Raw genomic sequence first — 17,728 nt, forward strand, 5'->3', positions numbered from 1 at the left:
CAGCCGCCGCGCGATGGCTGGCGTGCACACCGGCGACAGCGGTGCCTCCAGCAGCGGCTCGGCTTCGGTGCCGTGCCAGGCGCCGTCGCCGAAGCGGATCGCGCAGTCCAGCCCCTCGGCCGCCAGGTCGACCCGGTTGTTGTTGGTCAGCACCCGCAGGTCGATCGACGGATGGTCGCGGCGGAAGGCCGCGAGCCGCGGCAGCAGCCAGCCGACCGCGAAGGTGCCGACCACCGCCACCGTCAGCACCTCGCGGCGCAGCCCGCCCTCGAACTGCTCCAGCACCAGCCGCATGCGCTCGAAGCTCTCGCTGAGCATCGGCAGCAGCGCCGCACCCTCGTCCGTCAACGCCAGCCCGCGCGGCAGGCGGCGGAACAACGCCACGCCCAGCCGCTGCTCCAGGTTCTTCACCTGCGCGCTGACGGCGTTCTGCGTCACGCACAGCTCCAGCGCGGCGCGCGTGAAGCTCAGGTGGCGCGCCGACGCCTCGAAGGCACGCATGGCATTCAACGGAAGTTGCATGGCCCGGATTATCTGGGGGCTCACCCCCGAAAGCAGTGTTTGAGCGAAGCCGGGGCGATGGCTATCGTGCACGCTCTCCGAACCGACAAGCCACGAGGAAGTCACGATGCAAAGAAGACAGTTCAACAGCGCGCTCGCGTGGTCGCTGACGACGGCGCTGCCGATGGCCTGCGCCGCGATGCCGACCCAGGCCGCCCAGAAAAACTTGGAGCAGGCGATCGACCCCCGCTGGGCGGCGATCGAGGCCGAATCCGGTGGCCGGCTCGGCATCGCGGTGCTCGACACCGGCAGCGGCCGCTTCGACGGCCACCGCCTCGACGAGCGCTTCCCGATGTGCAGCACCTTCAAGTGGCTCGCCGCGGCACTGGCGCTGCAGCGCGTCGATGCCGGCCTCGAGCGGCTGGACCGCCGTGTCGCGGTGCGCCGCGAGATGCTGATCAGCCATTCGCCCGTCGCCGAGAAGCACGTCGGCGACCACGGCATGAGCATCGCCGAGCTGTGCGAAGCGGCCGTGCTGGTCAGCGACAACGCCGCGGCGAACCTGCTGCTCGCGAGTTTCGGCGGGCCGGCAGCGATCACCCGCTACGCGCGCACGCTGGGCGACACGAAGACGCGGCTGGACCGCACCGAGCCAGCGCTGAACGAGGCCCGCCCCGGCGATCCGCGCGACACGACGACGCCGCGCTCGATGGCGATCGCGCTGCAAGGCGCCTTGCTCGGCACGGCGCTCTCCGACGCGTCGCGCGCGCGGCTGGTGGCGTGGATGGAGGCGGTGCGCACCGGCACCGATCGCCTGCGCGCCGGGCTCCCGCCCGAGTGGCGCGCCGCCGACAAGACCGGCACCGGCGCGCGCGGCAGCACCAACGACGTGGCCGTGGTCTGGCCGCCGAACCGCGCGCCGCTGGTCATCACCGCGTACCTGACCGACAGCCAGGCCGATGCGAAGCGCCTGAATGCCGCGCTGGCGGCCGTGGCGCGCGAGGCCGCAGCGCGTGCCGTCTAGGACGCGGAGAGTGCCGGGAGCACGCGACCGGAAGCCAGCATCGCATCGATCGCCTGCACGCTCACCGGCTTGCTGTACAGGTAGCCCTGCGCGAAATCGCAGTGCTGCAGGGCGAGGAAGTCGCGTTGCGCCGTCGTCTCGATCCCTTCGGCGACGACGGTCAGCGACAGGCTGTGCGCCATCGAGATGATGGCCGACGCGATCGCCGCATCGTCGCTGCTGTCCGGCAGGTCCTTCACGAAGGCGCGGTCGATCTTCAGCTTGCCGATCGGCAGCCGCTTCAGGTACGCGAGCGACGACAGCCCGGTGCCGAAATCGTCGACCGCCACCTGGATGCCGAGCGCGCGCACGGCTTCGAGCTGCGCGACGTTGCTGGCCAGGTCCTCGACCATCGAATGCTCGGTGATCTCGATCTGCAGCGCGCGCGGATCGGCCCCCGACGCGCGCAGCGCCGCATCGATCTGCGCCTGGATGCCGCGCCGGATCTGCAGCGCCGAGACGTTCACCGCCACGTGCAGCCGCTGCCCGGCGTCGTGCCAGCTGCGGATCTGCCGGCACGCGGCATGCAGCACCCACTGGCCGATGTCGACGATCAGCCCGCTCGATTCGGCGATCGGGATGAACTCGACCGGCGACACCTGGCCGAGCCGCGGATGCTCCCAGCGCAGCAGCGCCTCCACGCCCACCAGCCGCTGCGTGGCGAGGTCGACGATCGGCTGGTACAGCAGCCGCAGCTGCTGGTGCGAGACGGCCTCGCGCAGGTCGGCCTCGAGCTGCACGCGCCGCGTCGTGTCGTTCAGCATGCGGGGCTGGAACAGCGCGAAGGTGTTCTTGCCCATGCGCTTGGCCTCGTACATCGCGGTGTCGGCGGCCAGCACCAGCGAGGCCGCATCGGGCGCATCGTTCGGGTACAGCGCGACACCGGCGCTGCCGCGCACCCGCAGCAGCTGGGCGCCCACCGTCAGCGGCTCGTCGAACGCGCGCATCGCCGCGTTGGCGAGCGCCTGCAGCTGCACCGGGTCGACGACGCGCGGCGACAGGATCACGAACTCGTCGCCGCCGAAGCGGAACGCCACGTCGGTCGGCCGCATGAACTTGGTCAGCCGCCCGGCCAGCGCACGCAGCAGCTCGTCGCCGACGCCATGGCCGAGCGTGTCGTTGACGAGCTTGAAGTCGTCGAGGTCGAGCAGCAGCAGGCCGAAGCCCTCGCTGGTGCGGCCGACCGTCGAGATCAGCCGCTGGATCTGCTCGTTGGCGGCATGCCGGTTCGGCAGCCCGGTGACCGGGTCGTAGTGGGCGAGGTAGTCCAGGCGCTTCTCGGTGCCCTCGATCTGCCGGCGGATGCCGATCGCGAGCGCATACGCCAGCGCGAACGACACCAGGCTCACCACCAGCGTGATCGCGACGAACGCGGCGACGCGCTCGTACAGCGGGCGCAGGCTCGCGCTCAGCAGCACGTGGCCGACCACGCGGTCGCCCTCGCGCACCGGCACGCGCACGTGCAGGCGGTTCTGCGCGAACAGATGGCCTTCGTTCGCGAGCGGCGGCGGCAGCGGCGCGGGGTCGACGCGCTGCGTGCGCAGGTCGGGTGCGCGGTAGGCGGCGACCATGCGGTCCTGCAGGTCGTGCAGCGAGGCGCTTTCGATGGCCTCGGACGATTGCAGGCCGGACAGGGTCTGCGCGGCGGCGCCGCTGTCGCCGAACAGCACCGCCGCCGAGCTGTTGTCGGCGACGATGTGCGCCTGCGCGGTGAGGTCGTCGACCATCGCGCTGCGCAGCGAGAAGTACACGTAGGCGTCGAAGCTGAGCCCGGCCACCAGCAGCGCGGTGCTGACGCTGAGCGCCACCGCGCGCATCAGCCGGCGCCCGAGCTGCGGCCCCGGCTGCACGCGGAACGGATCGCGGCGGCGCTCGATGAGGTCCATCATTCGCCCGCCGGTCATTCGGTCACCCGGCGCGCCACGCGCAGCAGTTTCGAGCTGACCTGCAGGCGCGACTCGCGGATGGTCGCGAGATCGATGTCGAACACCACGCGACCGCCGGTGCGGTGCAGCGCCACGGCGGCACGCACCGACGGCGCGGCGTCGCCATCCGAGATCAGCAGCGTGCCGACCGGCGGGCGCAGCGGCGCGTTCGACGGGCTGTCCAGCAGCGCGGCATGGCAGGCCGACCAGCTGCCGGCGGCCGAGAGCTCGCGCACGTCGAGCCGCCAGTGGCGCACGATGCGGCCCTCCAGTGCCTTCACCGCCGCCTGCAGCGGGCTCGCGCCGTCGATGCACAGCGCGAGCGACGGCGCCTGGGGCGGCAGCACGTCGACGGGCCAGTCGACGAACAGCAGCAGGTTGAAGACCAGGGTCGCCTTCTGCTCGGCCTCGTCGCCCGGTGCAGCCCGCGCGGCCGGCATGCCGGCGCACAGCGCCGCCCCGGCGAGCGCAGCCAGCAGGCAGGACGGCAACCGGGGGACCGGGGAGGGAAGGCGATTCACGGCGCGGGCAGAACGGAAAAAAGGCGCCGCCCGCGACATGCGGACGGCGCCTTTTCTTATCGGCCCGGCCCGGGCCTGCTTGAGCGCCGGCCGCGGGACACGCGTACCGGCACAGCCCCGTGGGGCTTACCAGCCCACCGTGACGATCATGCCGCGCGGCGTCGGGTGCTCCAGCAGCGTGCTCTTGCTGCGCACGTCGTCGTAGGCGAAGCCGTAGGCCAGCCCGTCGATGCTGTGGTCGTGCCAGAACTTCGCGTAGTAGTTGGCAGGGCCGGCGGGGTAGTACGCCGCCGAGTTGCTCCACTGCGACGGGTCGACGCTGATCAGCAGGTGGCGGTTGAACGCGGCCGCGATCTGCGCCTGCACCACCAGCTCCTGCGAACTGCCGCTCGCCAGGTTGCCGGACGCCTCGAGGATGCCCTGCGTCGTCGGCTTGCCGCGGATGTACAGGTTCTGCGGGCCGCCGTCCTTCGAGAACACGAAGTCGTTGCCGATCACGCGGCCGCGGAAGGTGCCGGCCTCGGCGCTGAACACCAGGTCGGTGCCGGCGTAGCGGCTCCACACCTGGTCGACGTAGGACGCGAAGTAGTTGCCCTGCGCGCGACCGGCGCCGAACACCGACTTGGCCGGCGCGATGATGCGGTACGGCCGCTGCACCAGCGCGCGGAATTCGGCCTGCGGCAGCGCCTCGAAGTCGGCGAAGATCTGCGCCCGCGATGCGTTGTCGCCCAACGTGCGGTCGTAGCCGTCCTTGCCGAGCAGGCGCGTCTTGATCGGGAAGCCGAACTGGTCCACGCGCGTCGTGTTGCCGTGGTAGCCGCTGTTGTCGACGGTGAACTCGATCCACTCGAAGTTCACGTCCTGGTTCGGGTCGCCCGGGTTGCCGAGGTCGGGCCCGGCGAAGCCCAGGCGGCCGTCGCCGGCGACGTTGATCTTGATGAACATCGGCGAACCGAGGCTGATGAACATGCGGCCCGAATCGATCTTCGGGATCGAGACCCAGCCGGCGTCGCTCAGCTTGTTGAAGTAGTTCGCGTAGTTCTGGCCGTTCTTCGCGACGCGGTTGGCGGCGTCGTTGTCGGCGACCGCGGCCGGGATCAGGCGCCCGCTCGCATCGACGTGCGACAGCACCTTGGTGTCCGGGTTGTAGCCGATGATCGACCAGTAGACCTGGTTGTCGGCGAACGCGCCGTTGGTGCCGTTCACCAGCTTGATCGTCATCACGCCGTTGCCCACCGGCAGGTCGACGCCGCCGTTGCCCTGGCGCACGCGGAACGACGACACGATGTCGTTGAAGTTCACGTTCGGCAGGTTGGGCGTGTCGGCGCTGAGCGTCAGCTTGCGGCCGCCGTAGTTGATGTCGTCGAACAGGTCGACCTGGTAGCCGCTCTTGACCTTGACCGACGAGGCGCGGTCGTTCCAGGTGCCGCCGATCCAGCTGCTGTCGGCATCGGCGCAGAACGAGGCACCCTGGTAGTCGGCATGCTCGTAGAAGCAGATCGCGCCGCTGGCCGTGGGCGGCGGTGTCGTGGTGCCGCCCCCCACCGTGGCGGTGAAGCGTGCCGAGTCATAGGCCGGCGCGCCGTTGTTGTAGGTGAAGAAATAGCCCAGCGTGTTGCCCGAGGCGACGCCGGTCACGACCTGCTCGTAGCGCGCGGCCGCGCTGTTGTAGCCCATGCGCAGGTTCTGCTGCGCGCCGCCGTTGACCTGGTAGTGGATGTCGACCCAGGTGGTCGCGACGCTCGACTTGAACCAGATCGTCGCGGTGCTGCCCGAACTGGTCACGCCCTGCGTGAAGTCGGCCGCGCCGGCCGGTGCCGCGAAGCAGGCCAGCGCGGCGAACGCCGCCACCAGCCATCCCAGGAATCCTCTTCTCATGCCCGACATGCTCACTCCCTCGAAGGTGTCTTTCCACCGGCCGCGCCGGCAGTGCCCGGGCATTCTCGAAGCGGGCGAGGCGCGCCGGGGCGGTGCTTTGCAACAAGATGAGAAAGCGCTTTCACGGGCGGCCGGGCGATGGGCATCCATTCCGCCGAACAATCGGTTGCAAGTGCCGGGTTGCCAGTGCCGGGTTGCCAGTGAACGCCGCGGGTCAGCGGTCGCCGGCCAGTGCCCGCGCGAGCGCGTCGTCGATCGCCTTGTTCAGCTTGTCGATCGCGATCGGCTTGGTCACGTAGCGGAAGAAGCCGGCGGCGATGCCGCGCGCCACGTCGCCGGCCATCGCGTTGGCGGTCAGCGCGATCACCGGGATGTGGGCGGTGACCGGGTCGGCCTGCAGCACGCCCAGCGCGTCCTTGCCGTTCAGGCCCGGCAGGTTGATGTCCATCAGGATGATCTGCGGCCGGTGCGCGCGGGCCAGCTCGATGCCCAGCTGTGCATCCGGTGCCGACATCTGCCGGATGTCGCCGCGCAGCGCGACGATCTCGCTGACCAGCTGCAGGTTGGCCGGGTTGTCCTCCACGTACAGCAGCAGCGGCGTGTCGTCCTGGTCGCCCGGCGCAAGGCCGCTGCGCAGCTCGCCGTGGCCGGTGGACGGTGCGCTGGGCGGCATCCCGTGCGCCGCGCGCAGCTCGATCGCGAACACGCTGCCGATGCCGGCGGTGCTGCTCGCCTCGATGCGCCCGCCCATCAGCTCGACCAGCCGCTTCGTCACCACCAGGCCGATGCCGGTGCCCTCGACGTTGCCGGCTTCCTGGCCCAGGCGGTTGAAGGGCTGGAACAGCAGCGCGAGCTGCTCCGGCCGCAGGCCGCTGCCGGTGTCCTGCACCGAGACGCGCACCCGCTCGTCGGCCAGCGCCGTGCATTCCACGACCACCGTGCCGCGCTCGCGGTTGTACTTGACGGCGTTCGACAGCAGGTTGAGCAGCACCTGCTTGAGCCGCGTGCGGTCGGCGATCACGCTCAGGCCGCTGTCGTCGGGGAAGAACAGCCGGATGCCGCGCTGGTCGGCCGCCGGGCTGATCATGGTCTCGCATTCGCGCAGCATGTCGGCCAGGCCCACCGGCTCCAGCGACAGCATCAGGTTGGCCGATTCGATGCGTGCCAGGTCGAGGATCTCGTTGATCAGGTTCAGCAGGTGCCGCCCGGCCTTCAGGATCTGCTGCGTGAACTCGACGCGCTTGGTGTCGGGCAGCGCATGGGCGTTGGATTCCAGCAGCTGGCCGAAGCCGAGGATCGCGTTGAGCGGCGTGCGCAGTTCGTGGCTCATGCTGGAGAGGAACTCCGACTTCGCGCGGTTGGCCTTCTCCGCCGCCTCGGTGGCGAGCGCCAGCTCGCGGTTCGACGCCTCGAGCTGCGCGGTGCGTTCGCCGACCCGGCTTTCCAGCTGCTCGTTGAAGCGCATCACTTCCTGTTGCGCCTGGCGCCGGTCGGCGATCTCCTGCTCGATCTTCAGCAGCGCCTGGCGGTTGTCGAGCGCATGCCGCTCCACCTCGGCCATCATGCGGTTGAACGAATCGACCAGGATGCCGACCTCGTCGTCGCTGATGCGTTCGGCGCGTCGCGAGTAGTCGCGCTGGTCGACCACCTCGCGCGCCACCTGGCCGATCGCGAGGATCGGGCGCGTGACGATCGACTGCAGCCAGCGCGAGATCAGCCAGGCCAGCAGCATCGCGAGCGCCGCCACGGCCGCGGCGATGCCGGCGTAGTCGCGGAAGCGGTCGTACAGCTCGTAGTCGGCACGCAGGTAGACGGTACCCAGGAACTCGCCGCCGCTGACGACGCGGCGGAAGACGACCAGGTCGCGCCCGTCGACGCGCTCCACGTCGGCTTCGGGTTGAGGCGGAAAGCGGGCCTGCTGCGGCGCCGCCGCATACGACGCGAACAGCTGGCCGCGCGAGCTGTACAGCGCCGCCGCATGCACCTGCGGCCGGAAGCGCAGCAGCCCGAGGTTCTCGCTCGCCGCCTTCGCATCGTCGAAGGCGAGGGCCGGCGCGGTGGTGCGGCCCATCAGCTCGGCCTGCGTGCCGATGTCGCTGACCCAGGCCTGGTGATAGGCCCGCAGGTCGTAGGCCACCAGCGCGGCGATCGCGACCGCGACCGCCGGCAGCGTCGTCAGCAGCACGATGCCGATCAGCTTGGCGCGCAGCGAGCGGGTGCCGCGCATCGTCATGGCGAATTCACCTTGCGGGCCACCGCCAGCAGGCGCGAGCTGACCTTGAGGCCGGCCTGCTCGACGGGGCGCAGCGCCACGTCGAAGCGCACCTTGTCGTCGACGACCAGGAAGTTGATCGCGCTGCCGAGCGCGAAGGCGTCGTCGGACTCGCTGACGATCAGCAGCGGCTGGCCCTTGACGGCCGCGGTGATCTGCGCGACCCGCCCGCTGTCGCCGCGGCCGATGAACAGCACGTGCAGGCCGGCCGCCGTGTCGCCGGCGCGCAGCCGGCGCACCACGATGTCGTGGCCGTTCACCTCGCGCCCGGAGACGGCCTGTGCGAGCTCGCCGGCCAGCAGCTCCGAGCCGAGCACGCCGATGGCGATCGGCGCGTGCTCGCGCTCGAAGGCCTGCGGCGGCCACTCGATGTAGGCGAGGAACTTGTAGAGGTAGGCGGCCTTTATCTGGTACTCGGCGGCACTGCCGGGCGACTGGGCGGCGCAGGGCATGGCGAACAGCAGGGCAAGGCCGAGCATCCGCCGCCGCCCGAAGCGGCGCGGCGGGTCGGCTGCCTTCACCGTGTCCACGTCAATACGTCCAGGTCACCTGCAGCAGCGCGCTGCGCGCGATCTCGCTGCGGGGACCCGGGTCGCCGAACTCCGCATGCGCGGGCTGGAACAGGTTGCGCCCGACGAGTGCCAGCAGCAGGTCGGCGCGCGGCCGCCAGCCGTAGCGCAGGTCCCATGCGGTGTAGGCCGGGACCTGCGGGTCGGGCAACGCCGCGACGCGGCGCACATCGATGTCGAGCTCCTGCGTCGGCGTCAGGTCGAAGCTGCTGCGCAGCGACCACTGGTGGTGCGGATCGTTGCCGAGCGCGCGCGGGCCGACCGGGTCGGTGCTGCCGGGCATCACCTGCAGGTCTTCGAGCAGCAGCGTGAAGCCGGCGCTCAGCCGCCAGCGCGGCACCGGCCGCCAGTCGGCCCAGGTTTCGATGCCCTGGGTGCTGCCGTCGATCATGTTCTGCACCTGCGCGTTCGGCGGCGGCTGGCCGCTGCGCAGGCGGCTCCAGCGGGTGTGGAAGGCGGCGACCGAGTAGCTGAGCTGCGCGCCCAGCTGTTCGCGCCAGCCGAGTTCGAAGACGGTGGCCACCTCGGAGACGAAGTCCGAGCCGCCAGCGATGATGTAGACCGGGCGTGGCGGCGGCGGCAACCGGATGTCGCGGTCGAGGCGGGCCGGTGCACGCACCGCGCGGGAGACAGCGCCCCAGAGCAGCTGTTGCGGCGCCGGCTTCCAGGCCAGGCGTGCGCTGGGCAGTTTTTCGGTGCCGGTGTAGTCGTTGTGCTCCAGCTTGGCACCGAGCGTCAGGTCGACGTTGTCGCCGAGGCGGRTGCCGTCCTGCAGGAACAGGTTGCTCCAGTGGAGCGTGCGGCTCGCCGGCACGAAGCCGAAGAAGAGGCCGGGCTGCACGTCGTCGCTGGCGCGCCGGTAGCCGCCACCCCACACGAGCTGGTGCGCGCCCAGGCGCAGCGCATGCTGGGCCTCGAAGTCGGCAATGCGCTCCTGCGGCCGGTACGCCAGCGGGTCGTCGCGCTTGCTGCGGTCGTAGTAGGCCTGCAGCCGCAGGCTCGAGTCGCCGTCGAAGCGGTGCGTCCAGCGGCCCAGCAGGTTGGCCCCGGAGGCTTCGAGCCGGCCGAGGTTGATCAGCCCGAGGAAGAACTGCGCATCGGAGATGCCACGGTAGATGTCGCCCTGCAGCGTCCAGTCGTCGCTGCCGGCGGACCCGTCGGCGCGGAATCCGGCCTGCTGCATGTCCCAGCGGTCGGTCGCTTCGGTCCCGGCCGCGTTGCGAGTGGGACTCAGGTGCGAGCGCTTGCCATACAGGCGGAAGTGCCCGAGCTCGCCGAGCGTGCCGCCGTAGCGGGCGGCCAGCCGGCCCTCGTTGGTGCCGGCATCGGCCACGGCCAGCACGCCCTGCGTCTCGGCGGCGGCGCGCGTGATGACGTTGATCACCCCGTTCACCGCGTTCGAGCCCCACAGCGTTGCGCCCGGGCCGCTGATCACCTCGATGCGCTCCACGTCTTCCAGCAGCAGGTCCTGCTGGTCCCAGAACACGCCGGAAAAGAAGGGCGTGTAGACGGTGCGCCCGTCGATCAGCACCAGCAGCTTGTTGCCGATGGCGTTGTTGAAGCCGCGCGCGGTGATCGCGTACTGGTTGGCGTTGACCTGCGCCACCTGCAGGTTGGGCGCCAGCCGCAGTGCCTGCGGCAGCGAGGTGGCTCCGGATCGCCGGATCGCCTCGGGGGTGATGACGTAGACCGCGGCGGCGGCGTCGCTCAGCCGTTCGGCGCGGCGCGACACCGAGGTGATCTGCAGGTTGGCCAGCTCTTCGATCGAGAGATCGGTCAAGCCCGGGTCTGCCGCCTGAACAGCCGACACCGCAATGCACAGGGCCGCGCTGGTGGCGGCGATCTTGACTCCCATCGCCGCAGCCTAAGACTTCCGCGCGCGGCTGTCGAGCCGCAACTGCCCGGGGTGACCGGCCTTGAGGCGAGAATCCGGTCTCATTTCATGGAGCCCACGATGAACCGTCCCGCGATCGTCCTCGTAGCCGGTGGCACCGGCGCGCTCGGCAGCGCCGTCACACAAGCCTTCGTCGATGCGGGCGCGAGCGTGATCGTCAGCTACCGCCAGCGCCGCTCGTTCGACGAGTTGCTCGCGCAGTTGCGGCCTGGCGCGGTGGCGGTGCAGGGGATCGAGCTGGATGCCGGTGACGAGGCCGCGGTGCGGCAGGCGGTCGCCGCATGCCTGCAGCGCCACGGGCGCATCGATGCGCTGGTCAATGCCATCGGCGGCTATGCCGGCGGGGCACCGCTGTGGGAGCAGGATGGCGCCGTCCTCGAGCAGATGATCGGCATGAACCTGCGCGCCATGCATGCGCTGCTGCGCGCCGTGGTGCCGGCGATGCGCACGCAGGGCGCCGGCGCCATCGTCAACGTGGCCGCGATGTCGGGGCTGGYCGCGGCCGCAGGCTCGGGGCTCTATGCGGCGTCGAAGGCCGCGGTGCTCTCGCTGATGGCCACGCTGGCCGACGAGCTGCGCGGCAGCGGCGTGCGCGCCAACTCGGTGCTGCCCGGCACCATCGACACGCCGGCCAACCGCAGCGCGATGCCGCAGGCCGACTTCAGCACCTGGACCGCGCCGCAGGACATCGCGCGTGTCATCGCCTTCCTGTGCAGCGACGAGGCGCGCGCCATCCACGGCGCCGCCATCCCGGTGCGCGGCGGGCGCTGAGGCCCACCGGGCCGTTCAGCGCCGCTGGCGCTGGATCCAGGCCTCGAACTTCTGCAGCAGCAGGGTGCAGAACTCGCGCGATTTGTCGTCGCTGATCTCGCCGTTCGGCCCGAGCAGCTTCGAGACGTTGCCGATGTAGGCCTCGGGCTGCTGCAGCACCGGCATGTCGAGGAACACCAGGCACTGCCGCAGGTGGTGGTTGCTGCCGAAGCCGCCGATCGCGCCGGGCGAGCAGCTCACCACCGCGGCCGGCTTGCCCGACCAGACGCTCTTGCCGTAGGGGCGGGAGCCGACGTCGATCGCGTTCTTCAGCACACCGGGTATCGAGCGGTTGTACTCGGGCGTCGCGAACAGCACCGCATCGGCGCGCGAGACGCGCTCGCGAAAGGCCTTCCAGGCGGCGGGCGGGTCGGCCTCGAGATCCTCGTTGTAGAGCGGCAGTTCGCCGATGCCGACGATCTCGATCTTCAGCGACGGCGGCGCGATCGGCGTGAAGGCGTTCACGAGCGCGCGCGTGAATGACGCGCGCCGCAGGCTGCCGACGATGGCGACGACGTCGAGGGGGGAGGTGCTGCCCATGCGGTGGTCTCCTGGAAGTGATCGGGATGCGAGCCGGAAGACTACCCCGCGCTGCCCCGGCGCGACACCGCCGTGGGGGAGATGTCCAGGACTTCAAGGAGGCCGAGTGGGCGTCATTGTTGCGATCGGGGCAATGATCAATTCACCAAACGCCCATCGATGAATCAAGGGTTAACCACTAGAGTTCACCCCATCGATGCTTTGTCTCCAACCAGATGACCCGTCGAGTTCGAACGAGCCGGACACGCGATGAAGGCGTGGCGACCCGCAAGAAACAAGCTCCATCCAACCTTTCATTGCCACCTTCAAGCTCAAGGAACTCATCATGAACAGCAAGCTTCTCATCGCCGCCTCCCTCGCCCTTGCCGCCGCCCATGGCGCTGCGCTGGCCGAGACCTCGTCATATGCCGAAAGAATGCGCCTGATCGGCCGCACGGCCCAAGCCGGCGAACAAGCCCCGGCGCAAATCGTCGACGGCAGCACCGGCAAGCTGCAGACCGCTGCCGAACAGCGCGCCGCCCACGTCGCCCGCATGGGCCTGATCGGCCGCACGCCGGCCTTCGGCGAAACCTCGGCACCGACGGTCACGGGCGACACCTTCGCCGGCAGCGCGCAGCAGCAGTTCGAACAGCGCATGAAGCTGATCGGCCGCTCGGTCAGCCAGGGCGAACTGGCCGGCTACAACGCCGAGGCGACCAACCAGCTGAGCGCCCAGCGCGCCGCTTCGCGTTCGGCCCAGTGAGCRTGGCGGCCTGAAGGCCGCTGCCGGAAGGGAAACTCCCTACGCCCCGTGTCGGTACATGCCGCACGGGGCGTTCCGCATGGGCAGAGCGGGTGTGCAACCCTGTGCAATACGGGACGTTTGTCTGCTTCATGGCGGTTCATCCGTCGTCGATATCGCCTTCAGTGCGCTGGTAGTGGCCTCCCGCCGCAGCGTCCTCAGGATGACCACGATGAATTTCCTCGGCAACTTCACGATCGGCAAACGGCTCGGCGCCGGCTTCCTGATCACGATCATGGTGGCGGTCGCGATGGCGCTGGCCGCCCGGCAGCAGATGGCGACGATCAGCCAGCAGGTCGGCGACCTGACGCGCGACGAGATGGACAAGGTGGTCCAGCTGTCGCACATGAAGGACAACCAGAACGTGATCGCACGCGGTGTGCGCAACATCGTGCTGTTGTCGGACAAGACGGTCATGCAGGCCGAGAGGAAGCGCATCGAGGAGATGCGCGCGAAGAATGCCGAGATCGTCGCCGGGCTCGAAGCCACGGTGCGCAGCGCCTCGACGCGCGAGCTGCTGAAGGCGGTGTCGCAGACCTTGCCACCGTACGAGCAGGCGATCGACAAGGCGATCGCGCTCGGCTTTGCCGACGACGATGCCGCGGCGACCAAGAGCCTGCTGGCCGATGTGCGGCCGATGCAGAACGCCTACTTCAAGGCCGTGGATGCGCTGGTCGAGGCGCAGCAGCAGGAGATGCGCCAGGTGGCGAGCGACATCCAGGCGGCGGCCCGCGCCGACAGCCTGCTGATGCTCGGCCTGGCCGGCCTGGCCGCGGCGTTCGGCGCGCTGATCGCCTGGGCCGTCACGCGCTCGATCGTGCGCCCGCTGAAGCAGGCCGCGGTGCTCGCCGACCAGGTCAGCGAGGGCGACCTGAGCACGACGCTGAAGATCGACTCGCACGATGAAACCGGCCACCTGCTGCGGGCGCTGCAGCGCATGCGCGACAGCCTGGTGCAGATCGTCGGCAGCGTGCGCGGCAACGCCGAGAGCGTCGCCACCGCCAGCTCGCAGATCGCGCAGGGCAACCTCGACCTGAGCCAGCGCACCGAAGAGCAGGCAAGCGCGCTGCAGCAGACCGCCGCGACGATGGAAGAGCTGAACGCGACGGTGCGCAGCAATGCCGACAACGCGCGCCAGGCCAACCAGCTGGCGCTGGTCGCCTCCGGCGCGGCGACCGACGGCGGCGCGGCGGTGGGCCGGGTGGTCGACACGATGCGCGGCATCCAGGCGTCGTCGAAGAAGATCGTCGACATCATCGGCGTGATCGACGGCATCGCGTTCCAGACCAACATCCTGGCGCTGAATGCCGCGGTGGAAGCGGCGCGGGCCGGCGAGCAGGGCCGCGGCTTCGCGGTGGTGGCCGCCGAGGTGCGCACGCTGGCGCAGCGCAGCGCGGCGGCGGCCAAGGAGATCAAGGCGCTGATCGGCCACAGCGTCGCGCAGGTCGAGCAGGGCACGACGCTGGTCGATCACGCCGGGCAGTCGATGCAGCAGATCGTCACCGCGATCCAGCGCGTCAGCGACATCGTGGCCGAGATCAGCGAAGCGGCGGTCGAGCAGAGCTCGGGCGTGTCGCAGGTCGGCGAGGCGGTCTCGCAGATGGACCAGGCGACGCAGCAGAACGCGGCGCTGGTCGAAGAGGGCGCGGCGGCCGCCGAGAGCCTGAGGCAGCAGGCGCGGATGCTGGTGGACGCGGTCGCGGTGTTCAAGCTGAGCGGCGGAGCAGCCGCCGCCGTTGCCGCGCTACCCGCCTGACATCAACAACGCGCAGGCAACAAAAAAGCCGCTGTGAAGCGGCTTTTTTGTTCCGGCCCCGGGGGCTGGAGATCTTGGTGCCGGTGAGAAGAGTCGAACTCCCGACCTTCGCATTACGAATGCGCTGCTCTACCAACTGAGCTACACCGGCGTGAAGCCAATGAGTATAGCGCGGCTTCAGCCGTTTTCGCGGTGATAAGCCGTGATGCGCTCAACTTCGTTCTTCGAACCCAGGATCACGCTGACGCGTTCGTGCAACGCGGTGGGCTGCAGGTCGAGGATGCGCTGGCCTGCGTTGGTCGCCGCGCCGCCGGCCTGCTCGACGATGAAGGCCATCGGGTTGGCCTCGTACATCAGCCGCAGCTTGCCGGCCTTCTTCGGTTCGCGCTGGTCCCATGGGTACATGAACACGCCGCCGCGCGTCAGGATGCGGTGCACGTCGGCCACCATGCTGGCGATCCAGCGCATGTTGAAGTCCTTGCCGCGCGGGCCGGTGCTGCCGGCCAGGCATTCCTCCACATAGCGCTGCATCGGCGGCGCCCAGTGCCGCAGGTTGCTCATGTTGACCGCGAATTCCTTCGTGTCTTCCGGGATCTTCGCGCCATCCTGCGTCAGCAGCCAGGCGCCTTCCTCGCGGTCGAGCGTGAAGATCGCGACGCCGTCGCCCACCGTCAGCACCAGCATCGTCTGCGGGCCGTACACGCAGTAGCCGGCCGCCACCTGCTGCGTCCCAGGCTGCAGGAAATCGGCTTCGCTGACGCCTACGCCGGTGCCCACGCTGCTCTCCGGCTTCTTCAGCACCGAGAAGATCGTGCCGATGCTGACGTTCACGTCGATGTTGCTCGAGCCGTCGAGCGGGTCGAACAGCAGCAGGTACTCGCCCTGCGGGAAGCGGTTGGGCACCACGTAGATGCCTTCCATCTCCTCGCTGGCCATCGCCGCGAGGTGGCCGCCCCATTCGTTGGCCTCGATCAGCACCTCGTTGGCGATGATGTCGAGCTTCTTCTGCATCTCGCCCTGCACGTTCTCGGTCTCGGCGCTGCCGAGCACGCCGCCGAGCGCGCCCTTGTTGACGCTGATGCTGATGCGCTTGCAGGCGCGTGCCACCACCTCGATCAGCAGGCGCAGCTGGGCCGGAATGTTGCCGTGGCTGCGCTGCTGCTCGATCAGGTACTGCGTCAGGCTGATGCGTTTCGGGGTCAGGCGCTGCGTCATGCCGCGACCTCGCCGGATTGCAGCGCCCGGCCGACGATCTCGCGCACGTCGTTCGACAGGTCGGCCTTGGCCGCGACGCGCTTCAGCGCCTCGCCCGCCGCGGTGCGGTAGGGCTCGGCCAGGTTGCTCCAGCGGTCCATCACGCGGGCGACGCGCGCGGCGAGCTGCGGGTTCAGGCTGTCGAGCTCGATCATGCGGTCGGCCCAGAACACGTAGCCGGCCGCATCGCGGCGGTGGAAGGCGGCCGGGTTCAGCATGCACAGCGCGCTGATCAGGCTGCGCGCGCGGTTCGGGTTCTTCAGCGAGAAGTCCGGGTGCTGCAGCAGCTGCTTGGCGCGCGTGAACACGCGGCCGTCCTTCTCCGGTGCGCCGGCCTGCAGCGCGAACCACTTGTCGATGACCAGCGGCTCGCCCTTGAAGATCTCATGGAAGCGTTGCAGCGCCGGCTCGGCCAGCTCGGCATGCGCGTGCACCAGCGCGGCCAGCGCGCCCATCCGGTCGGTCATGTTGCCGGCGTCCTTGAAGCGCTGGTAGGCGCGGCCCGGCCACACGGCGTCGCCGTGGCGGGTGGCATCCAGGCACAGCATCGCCAGCGCCAGGTTGGCCAGCGCACGCTTGCCGGCCGACACCGGGTCGGGCGAGTAGCCGCCGCGCACCTGGTGGGCCTCGAACGCCCACTGCCAGTCGTCGCGCAGGGCCTGCGCGAGCTGCAGCTTCATCGATTCGCGCGCCGCATGGATGCGCTGCGGGTCGACCACGTTCAGCTGCTCGGCGACGTAGGTCTCGCTCGGCAGCGTCAGCGCGAGTTCCTTGAAGGCGGCATCGAGCTCCGGCTGGCGCAGCACCGCGCGCATCGCCTCGATGAAGGCGGCATCCAGCGGCTGCTGCGGCTGCTCRCTCGCCACCGCCGCCAGCAGGCGGTTCAGCGCCAGGCGCTGGCCGGCTTCCCAGCGGTTGAACGGGTCGCTGTCGTGCTTCAGCAGCACCAGCAGGTCGTCGTCGGACAGGTGGTCGATCAGCACCACTGGCGCCGAGAAACCGCGCAGCAGCGACGGCACCGGCTCCACGTCGACGTTGACGAAGGTGAAGAAGCTGCGCGATTCGTGCAGCACCAGCACGCGCTCGGTGCCGCCGGCCGCCGGCTCGTCTTCGAGCTGCAGCGCGAGCGGCTGCCCGTCGCGGCCGATCAGCCCCATCGCGACCGGGATCACGTACGACTCCTTCACCGCCTGCCCCGGCGACGCCGGGCAGCTCTGCTCGATGCCCAGCGTGTAGGTGCGGGTCGGCGCGTCGTAGCGGCCGCGTGCGTTGACGCGCGGCGTGCCGGCCTGGCTGTACCAGCGCTTGAACTGCGGCAGGTGCTTCGCGAGCTCGCTGTCGGGGTTGGCGTCGGCGATGGCCTGCGCGAAGTCGTCGCAGGTCACGGCCTGGCCGTCGTGGCGCGCGAAGTACAGCGTGATGCCGCGCGCGAAGCCGTCGCGGCCGACCAGCGTCTGCATCATCCGCACCACCTCCGAGCCCTTCTCGTAGATCGTCGCGGTGTAGAAGTTGTTGATCTCGACGTAGCTGTCCGGGCGCACCGGGTGGGCCATCGAGCCGGCGTCTTCGGGGAACTGCATCTGGCGCAGCTGGCGCACGTCCTCGATGCGCTTGACGGCGCGGGCCGTGGGGCTGCCGGCCATGTCCATGCTGAATTCCTGGTCGCGGAAGACCGTCAGGCCTTCCTTCAGGCTCAGCTGGAACCAGTCGCGGCAGGTGATGCGGTTGCCGGTCCAGTTGTGGAAGTACTCGTGGCCGACCACGCTCTCGATGCCGGCGTAGTCGACATCGGTGGCGGTGGCCGGGTTGGCGAGAACGAACTTCGTGTTGAAGATGTTCAGGCCCTTGTTCTCCATCGCACCCATGTTGAAGTCGCCGACCGCGACGATCATGAAGCGCTCCAGGTCGAGCGGCAGCTTGAAGCGGGCCTCGTCCCAGACCACGCTCGCGATCAGCGAGTTCAT

The 17,728-nt window shown here is 69.8% G+C and carries 14 protein-coding genes and 1 tRNA gene; 4 read left to right on the forward strand and 11 right to left on the reverse strand.

Translation table 11 applies throughout. The features are described 5' to 3' along the window. The coding region (locus AC1D01_RS03850) for a LysR family transcriptional regulator (protein ID WP_477864760.1) at positions 1–522 on the reverse strand (522 nt) is incomplete at its 3' end. Positions 523–628: 106 nt separating this feature from the next. Here AC1D01_RS03850 and bla point away from each other — a divergent pair. Next, a complete protein-coding gene (gene bla, locus AC1D01_RS03855) occupies positions 629–1,525 on the forward strand; it encodes a class A beta-lactamase (RefSeq protein ID WP_477864761.1) in 897 nt (298 codons plus the stop codon). On the opposite strand, the gene AC1D01_RS03860 is transcribed toward bla, so the two are convergent. From AC1D01_RS03860 to AC1D01_RS03885, 6 genes are all read right to left on the reverse strand, one after another. Continuing rightward, on the reverse strand, positions 1,522–3,468 hold the full coding sequence (locus AC1D01_RS03860) for a putative bifunctional diguanylate cyclase/phosphodiesterase (protein WP_477864762.1): 1,947 nt from the start codon (positions 3,466–3,468) through the stop codon (positions 1,522–1,524). The genes bla and AC1D01_RS03860 overlap by 4 nt on opposite strands. Further along, the gene (locus tag AC1D01_RS03865; RefSeq protein ID WP_477864763.1) at positions 3,465–4,010 is read right to left on the reverse strand and encodes a YfiR family protein; all 546 of its coding nucleotides are present in this window, start codon (positions 4,008–4,010) and stop codon (positions 3,465–3,467) included. Before AC1D01_RS03865 ends, AC1D01_RS03860 begins: the two co-directional genes overlap by 4 nt. A gap of 126 nt (positions 4,011–4,136) precedes the next feature. Then, positions 4,137–5,888 (reverse strand): beta-1,3-glucanase family protein, encoded by a 1,752-nt coding sequence (locus AC1D01_RS03870; protein ID WP_477864764.1) that lies wholly within the window; start codon positions 5,886–5,888, stop codon positions 4,137–4,139. 214 nt (positions 5,889–6,102) lie between these two features. Further along, positions 6,103–8,121 (reverse strand): sensor histidine kinase, YfiR-like protein-associated, encoded by a 2,019-nt coding sequence (locus AC1D01_RS03875; RefSeq protein WP_477864765.1) that lies wholly within the window; start codon positions 8,119–8,121, stop codon positions 6,103–6,105. Further along, on the reverse strand, positions 8,118–8,690 hold the full coding sequence (locus AC1D01_RS03880) for a TOL_0243 family YfiR-like periplasmic protein (protein ID WP_477864766.1): 573 nt from the start codon (positions 8,688–8,690) through the stop codon (positions 8,118–8,120). The genes AC1D01_RS03875 and AC1D01_RS03880 overlap by 4 nt, the downstream gene beginning before the upstream one ends. Before the next feature lies 1 nt (position 8,691). Beyond that, positions 8,692–10,584, reverse strand: a complete 1,893-nt coding sequence (locus AC1D01_RS03885) for a TOL_0244 family TonB-dependent receptor (RefSeq protein ID WP_477864767.1) — start codon at positions 10,582–10,584, stop codon at positions 8,692–8,694. Positions 10,585–10,683: 99 nt separating this feature from the next. On the opposite strand from AC1D01_RS03885, the gene AC1D01_RS03890 reads away from it, so the two are divergent. Then, positions 10,684–11,394 (forward strand): SDR family NAD(P)-dependent oxidoreductase, encoded by a 711-nt coding sequence (locus tag AC1D01_RS03890; protein ID WP_477864768.1) that lies wholly within the window; start codon positions 10,684–10,686, stop codon positions 11,392–11,394. Between the two features lie 15 nt (positions 11,395–11,409). On the opposite strand, the gene AC1D01_RS03895 is transcribed toward AC1D01_RS03890, so the two are convergent. Then, positions 11,410–11,973, reverse strand: coding sequence for an NADPH-dependent FMN reductase (locus tag AC1D01_RS03895; protein WP_477864769.1), 564 nt, complete (start codon positions 11,971–11,973; stop codon positions 11,410–11,412). A gap of 325 nt (positions 11,974–12,298) precedes the next feature. On the opposite strand from AC1D01_RS03895, the gene AC1D01_RS03900 reads away from it, so the two are divergent. Together AC1D01_RS03900 and AC1D01_RS03905 are read left to right on the forward strand one after the other, a co-directional pair. Further along, positions 12,299–12,715, forward strand: a complete 417-nt coding sequence (locus AC1D01_RS03900; RefSeq protein ID WP_477864770.1) for a hypothetical protein — start codon at positions 12,299–12,301, stop codon at positions 12,713–12,715. 211 nt (positions 12,716–12,926) lie between these two features. Continuing rightward, positions 12,927–14,510, forward strand: a complete 1,584-nt coding sequence (locus AC1D01_RS03905; protein WP_477864771.1) for a methyl-accepting chemotaxis protein — start codon at positions 12,927–12,929, stop codon at positions 14,508–14,510. Between the two features lie 75 nt (positions 14,511–14,585). On the opposite strand, the gene AC1D01_RS03910 is transcribed toward AC1D01_RS03905, so the two are convergent. The 3 genes from AC1D01_RS03910 to pepN all read right to left on the reverse strand — a co-directional run. Then, a tRNA-Thr gene (locus AC1D01_RS03910) sits at positions 14,586–14,661 on the reverse strand. Between the two features lie 26 nt (positions 14,662–14,687). Then, positions 14,688–15,725, reverse strand: a complete 1,038-nt coding sequence (locus AC1D01_RS03915; protein WP_477864772.1) for a class 1 fructose-bisphosphatase — start codon at positions 15,723–15,725, stop codon at positions 14,688–14,690. Continuing rightward, the coding region (gene pepN / locus AC1D01_RS03920; RefSeq protein ID WP_477864773.1) for an aminopeptidase N at positions 15,722–17,728 on the reverse strand (2,007 nt) is incomplete at its 5' end. The genes AC1D01_RS03915 and pepN, both read right to left, overlap by 4 nt.

The sequence above is a fragment of the Rhizobacter sp. P3_B12 genome (genome assembly GCF_056402895.1).

What these genes read in the sequence shown, in the direction of transcription:
- bla (WP_477864761.1), top strand. Translation starts at nt 629, where the DNA reads ATGCAAAGAAGACAGTTCAACAGCGCGCTCGCGTGGTCGCTGACGACG.
- AC1D01_RS03860 (WP_477864762.1), bottom strand. Translation starts at nt 3,468, where the DNA reads ATGACCGGCGGGCGAATGATGGACCTCATCGAGCGCCGCCGCGATCCG.
- AC1D01_RS03870 (WP_477864764.1), bottom strand. Translation starts at nt 5,888, where the DNA reads ATGAGAAGAGGATTCCTGGGATGGCTGGTGGCGGCGTTCGCCGCGCTG.
- AC1D01_RS03875 (WP_477864765.1), bottom strand. Translation starts at nt 8,121, where the DNA reads ATGACGATGCGCGGCACCCGCTCGCTGCGCGCCAAGCTGATCGGCATC.
- AC1D01_RS03895 (WP_477864769.1), bottom strand. Translation starts at nt 11,973, where the DNA reads ATGGGCAGCACCTCCCCCCTCGACGTCGTCGCCATCGTCGGCAGCCTG.
- AC1D01_RS03900 (WP_477864770.1), top strand. Translation starts at nt 12,299, where the DNA reads ATGAACAGCAAGCTTCTCATCGCCGCCTCCCTCGCCCTTGCCGCCGCC.
- AC1D01_RS03905 (WP_477864771.1), top strand. Translation starts at nt 12,927, where the DNA reads ATGAATTTCCTCGGCAACTTCACGATCGGCAAACGGCTCGGCGCCGGC.
- AC1D01_RS03915 (WP_477864772.1), bottom strand. Translation starts at nt 15,725, where the DNA reads ATGACGCAGCGCCTGACCCCGAAACGCATCAGCCTGACGCAGTACCTG.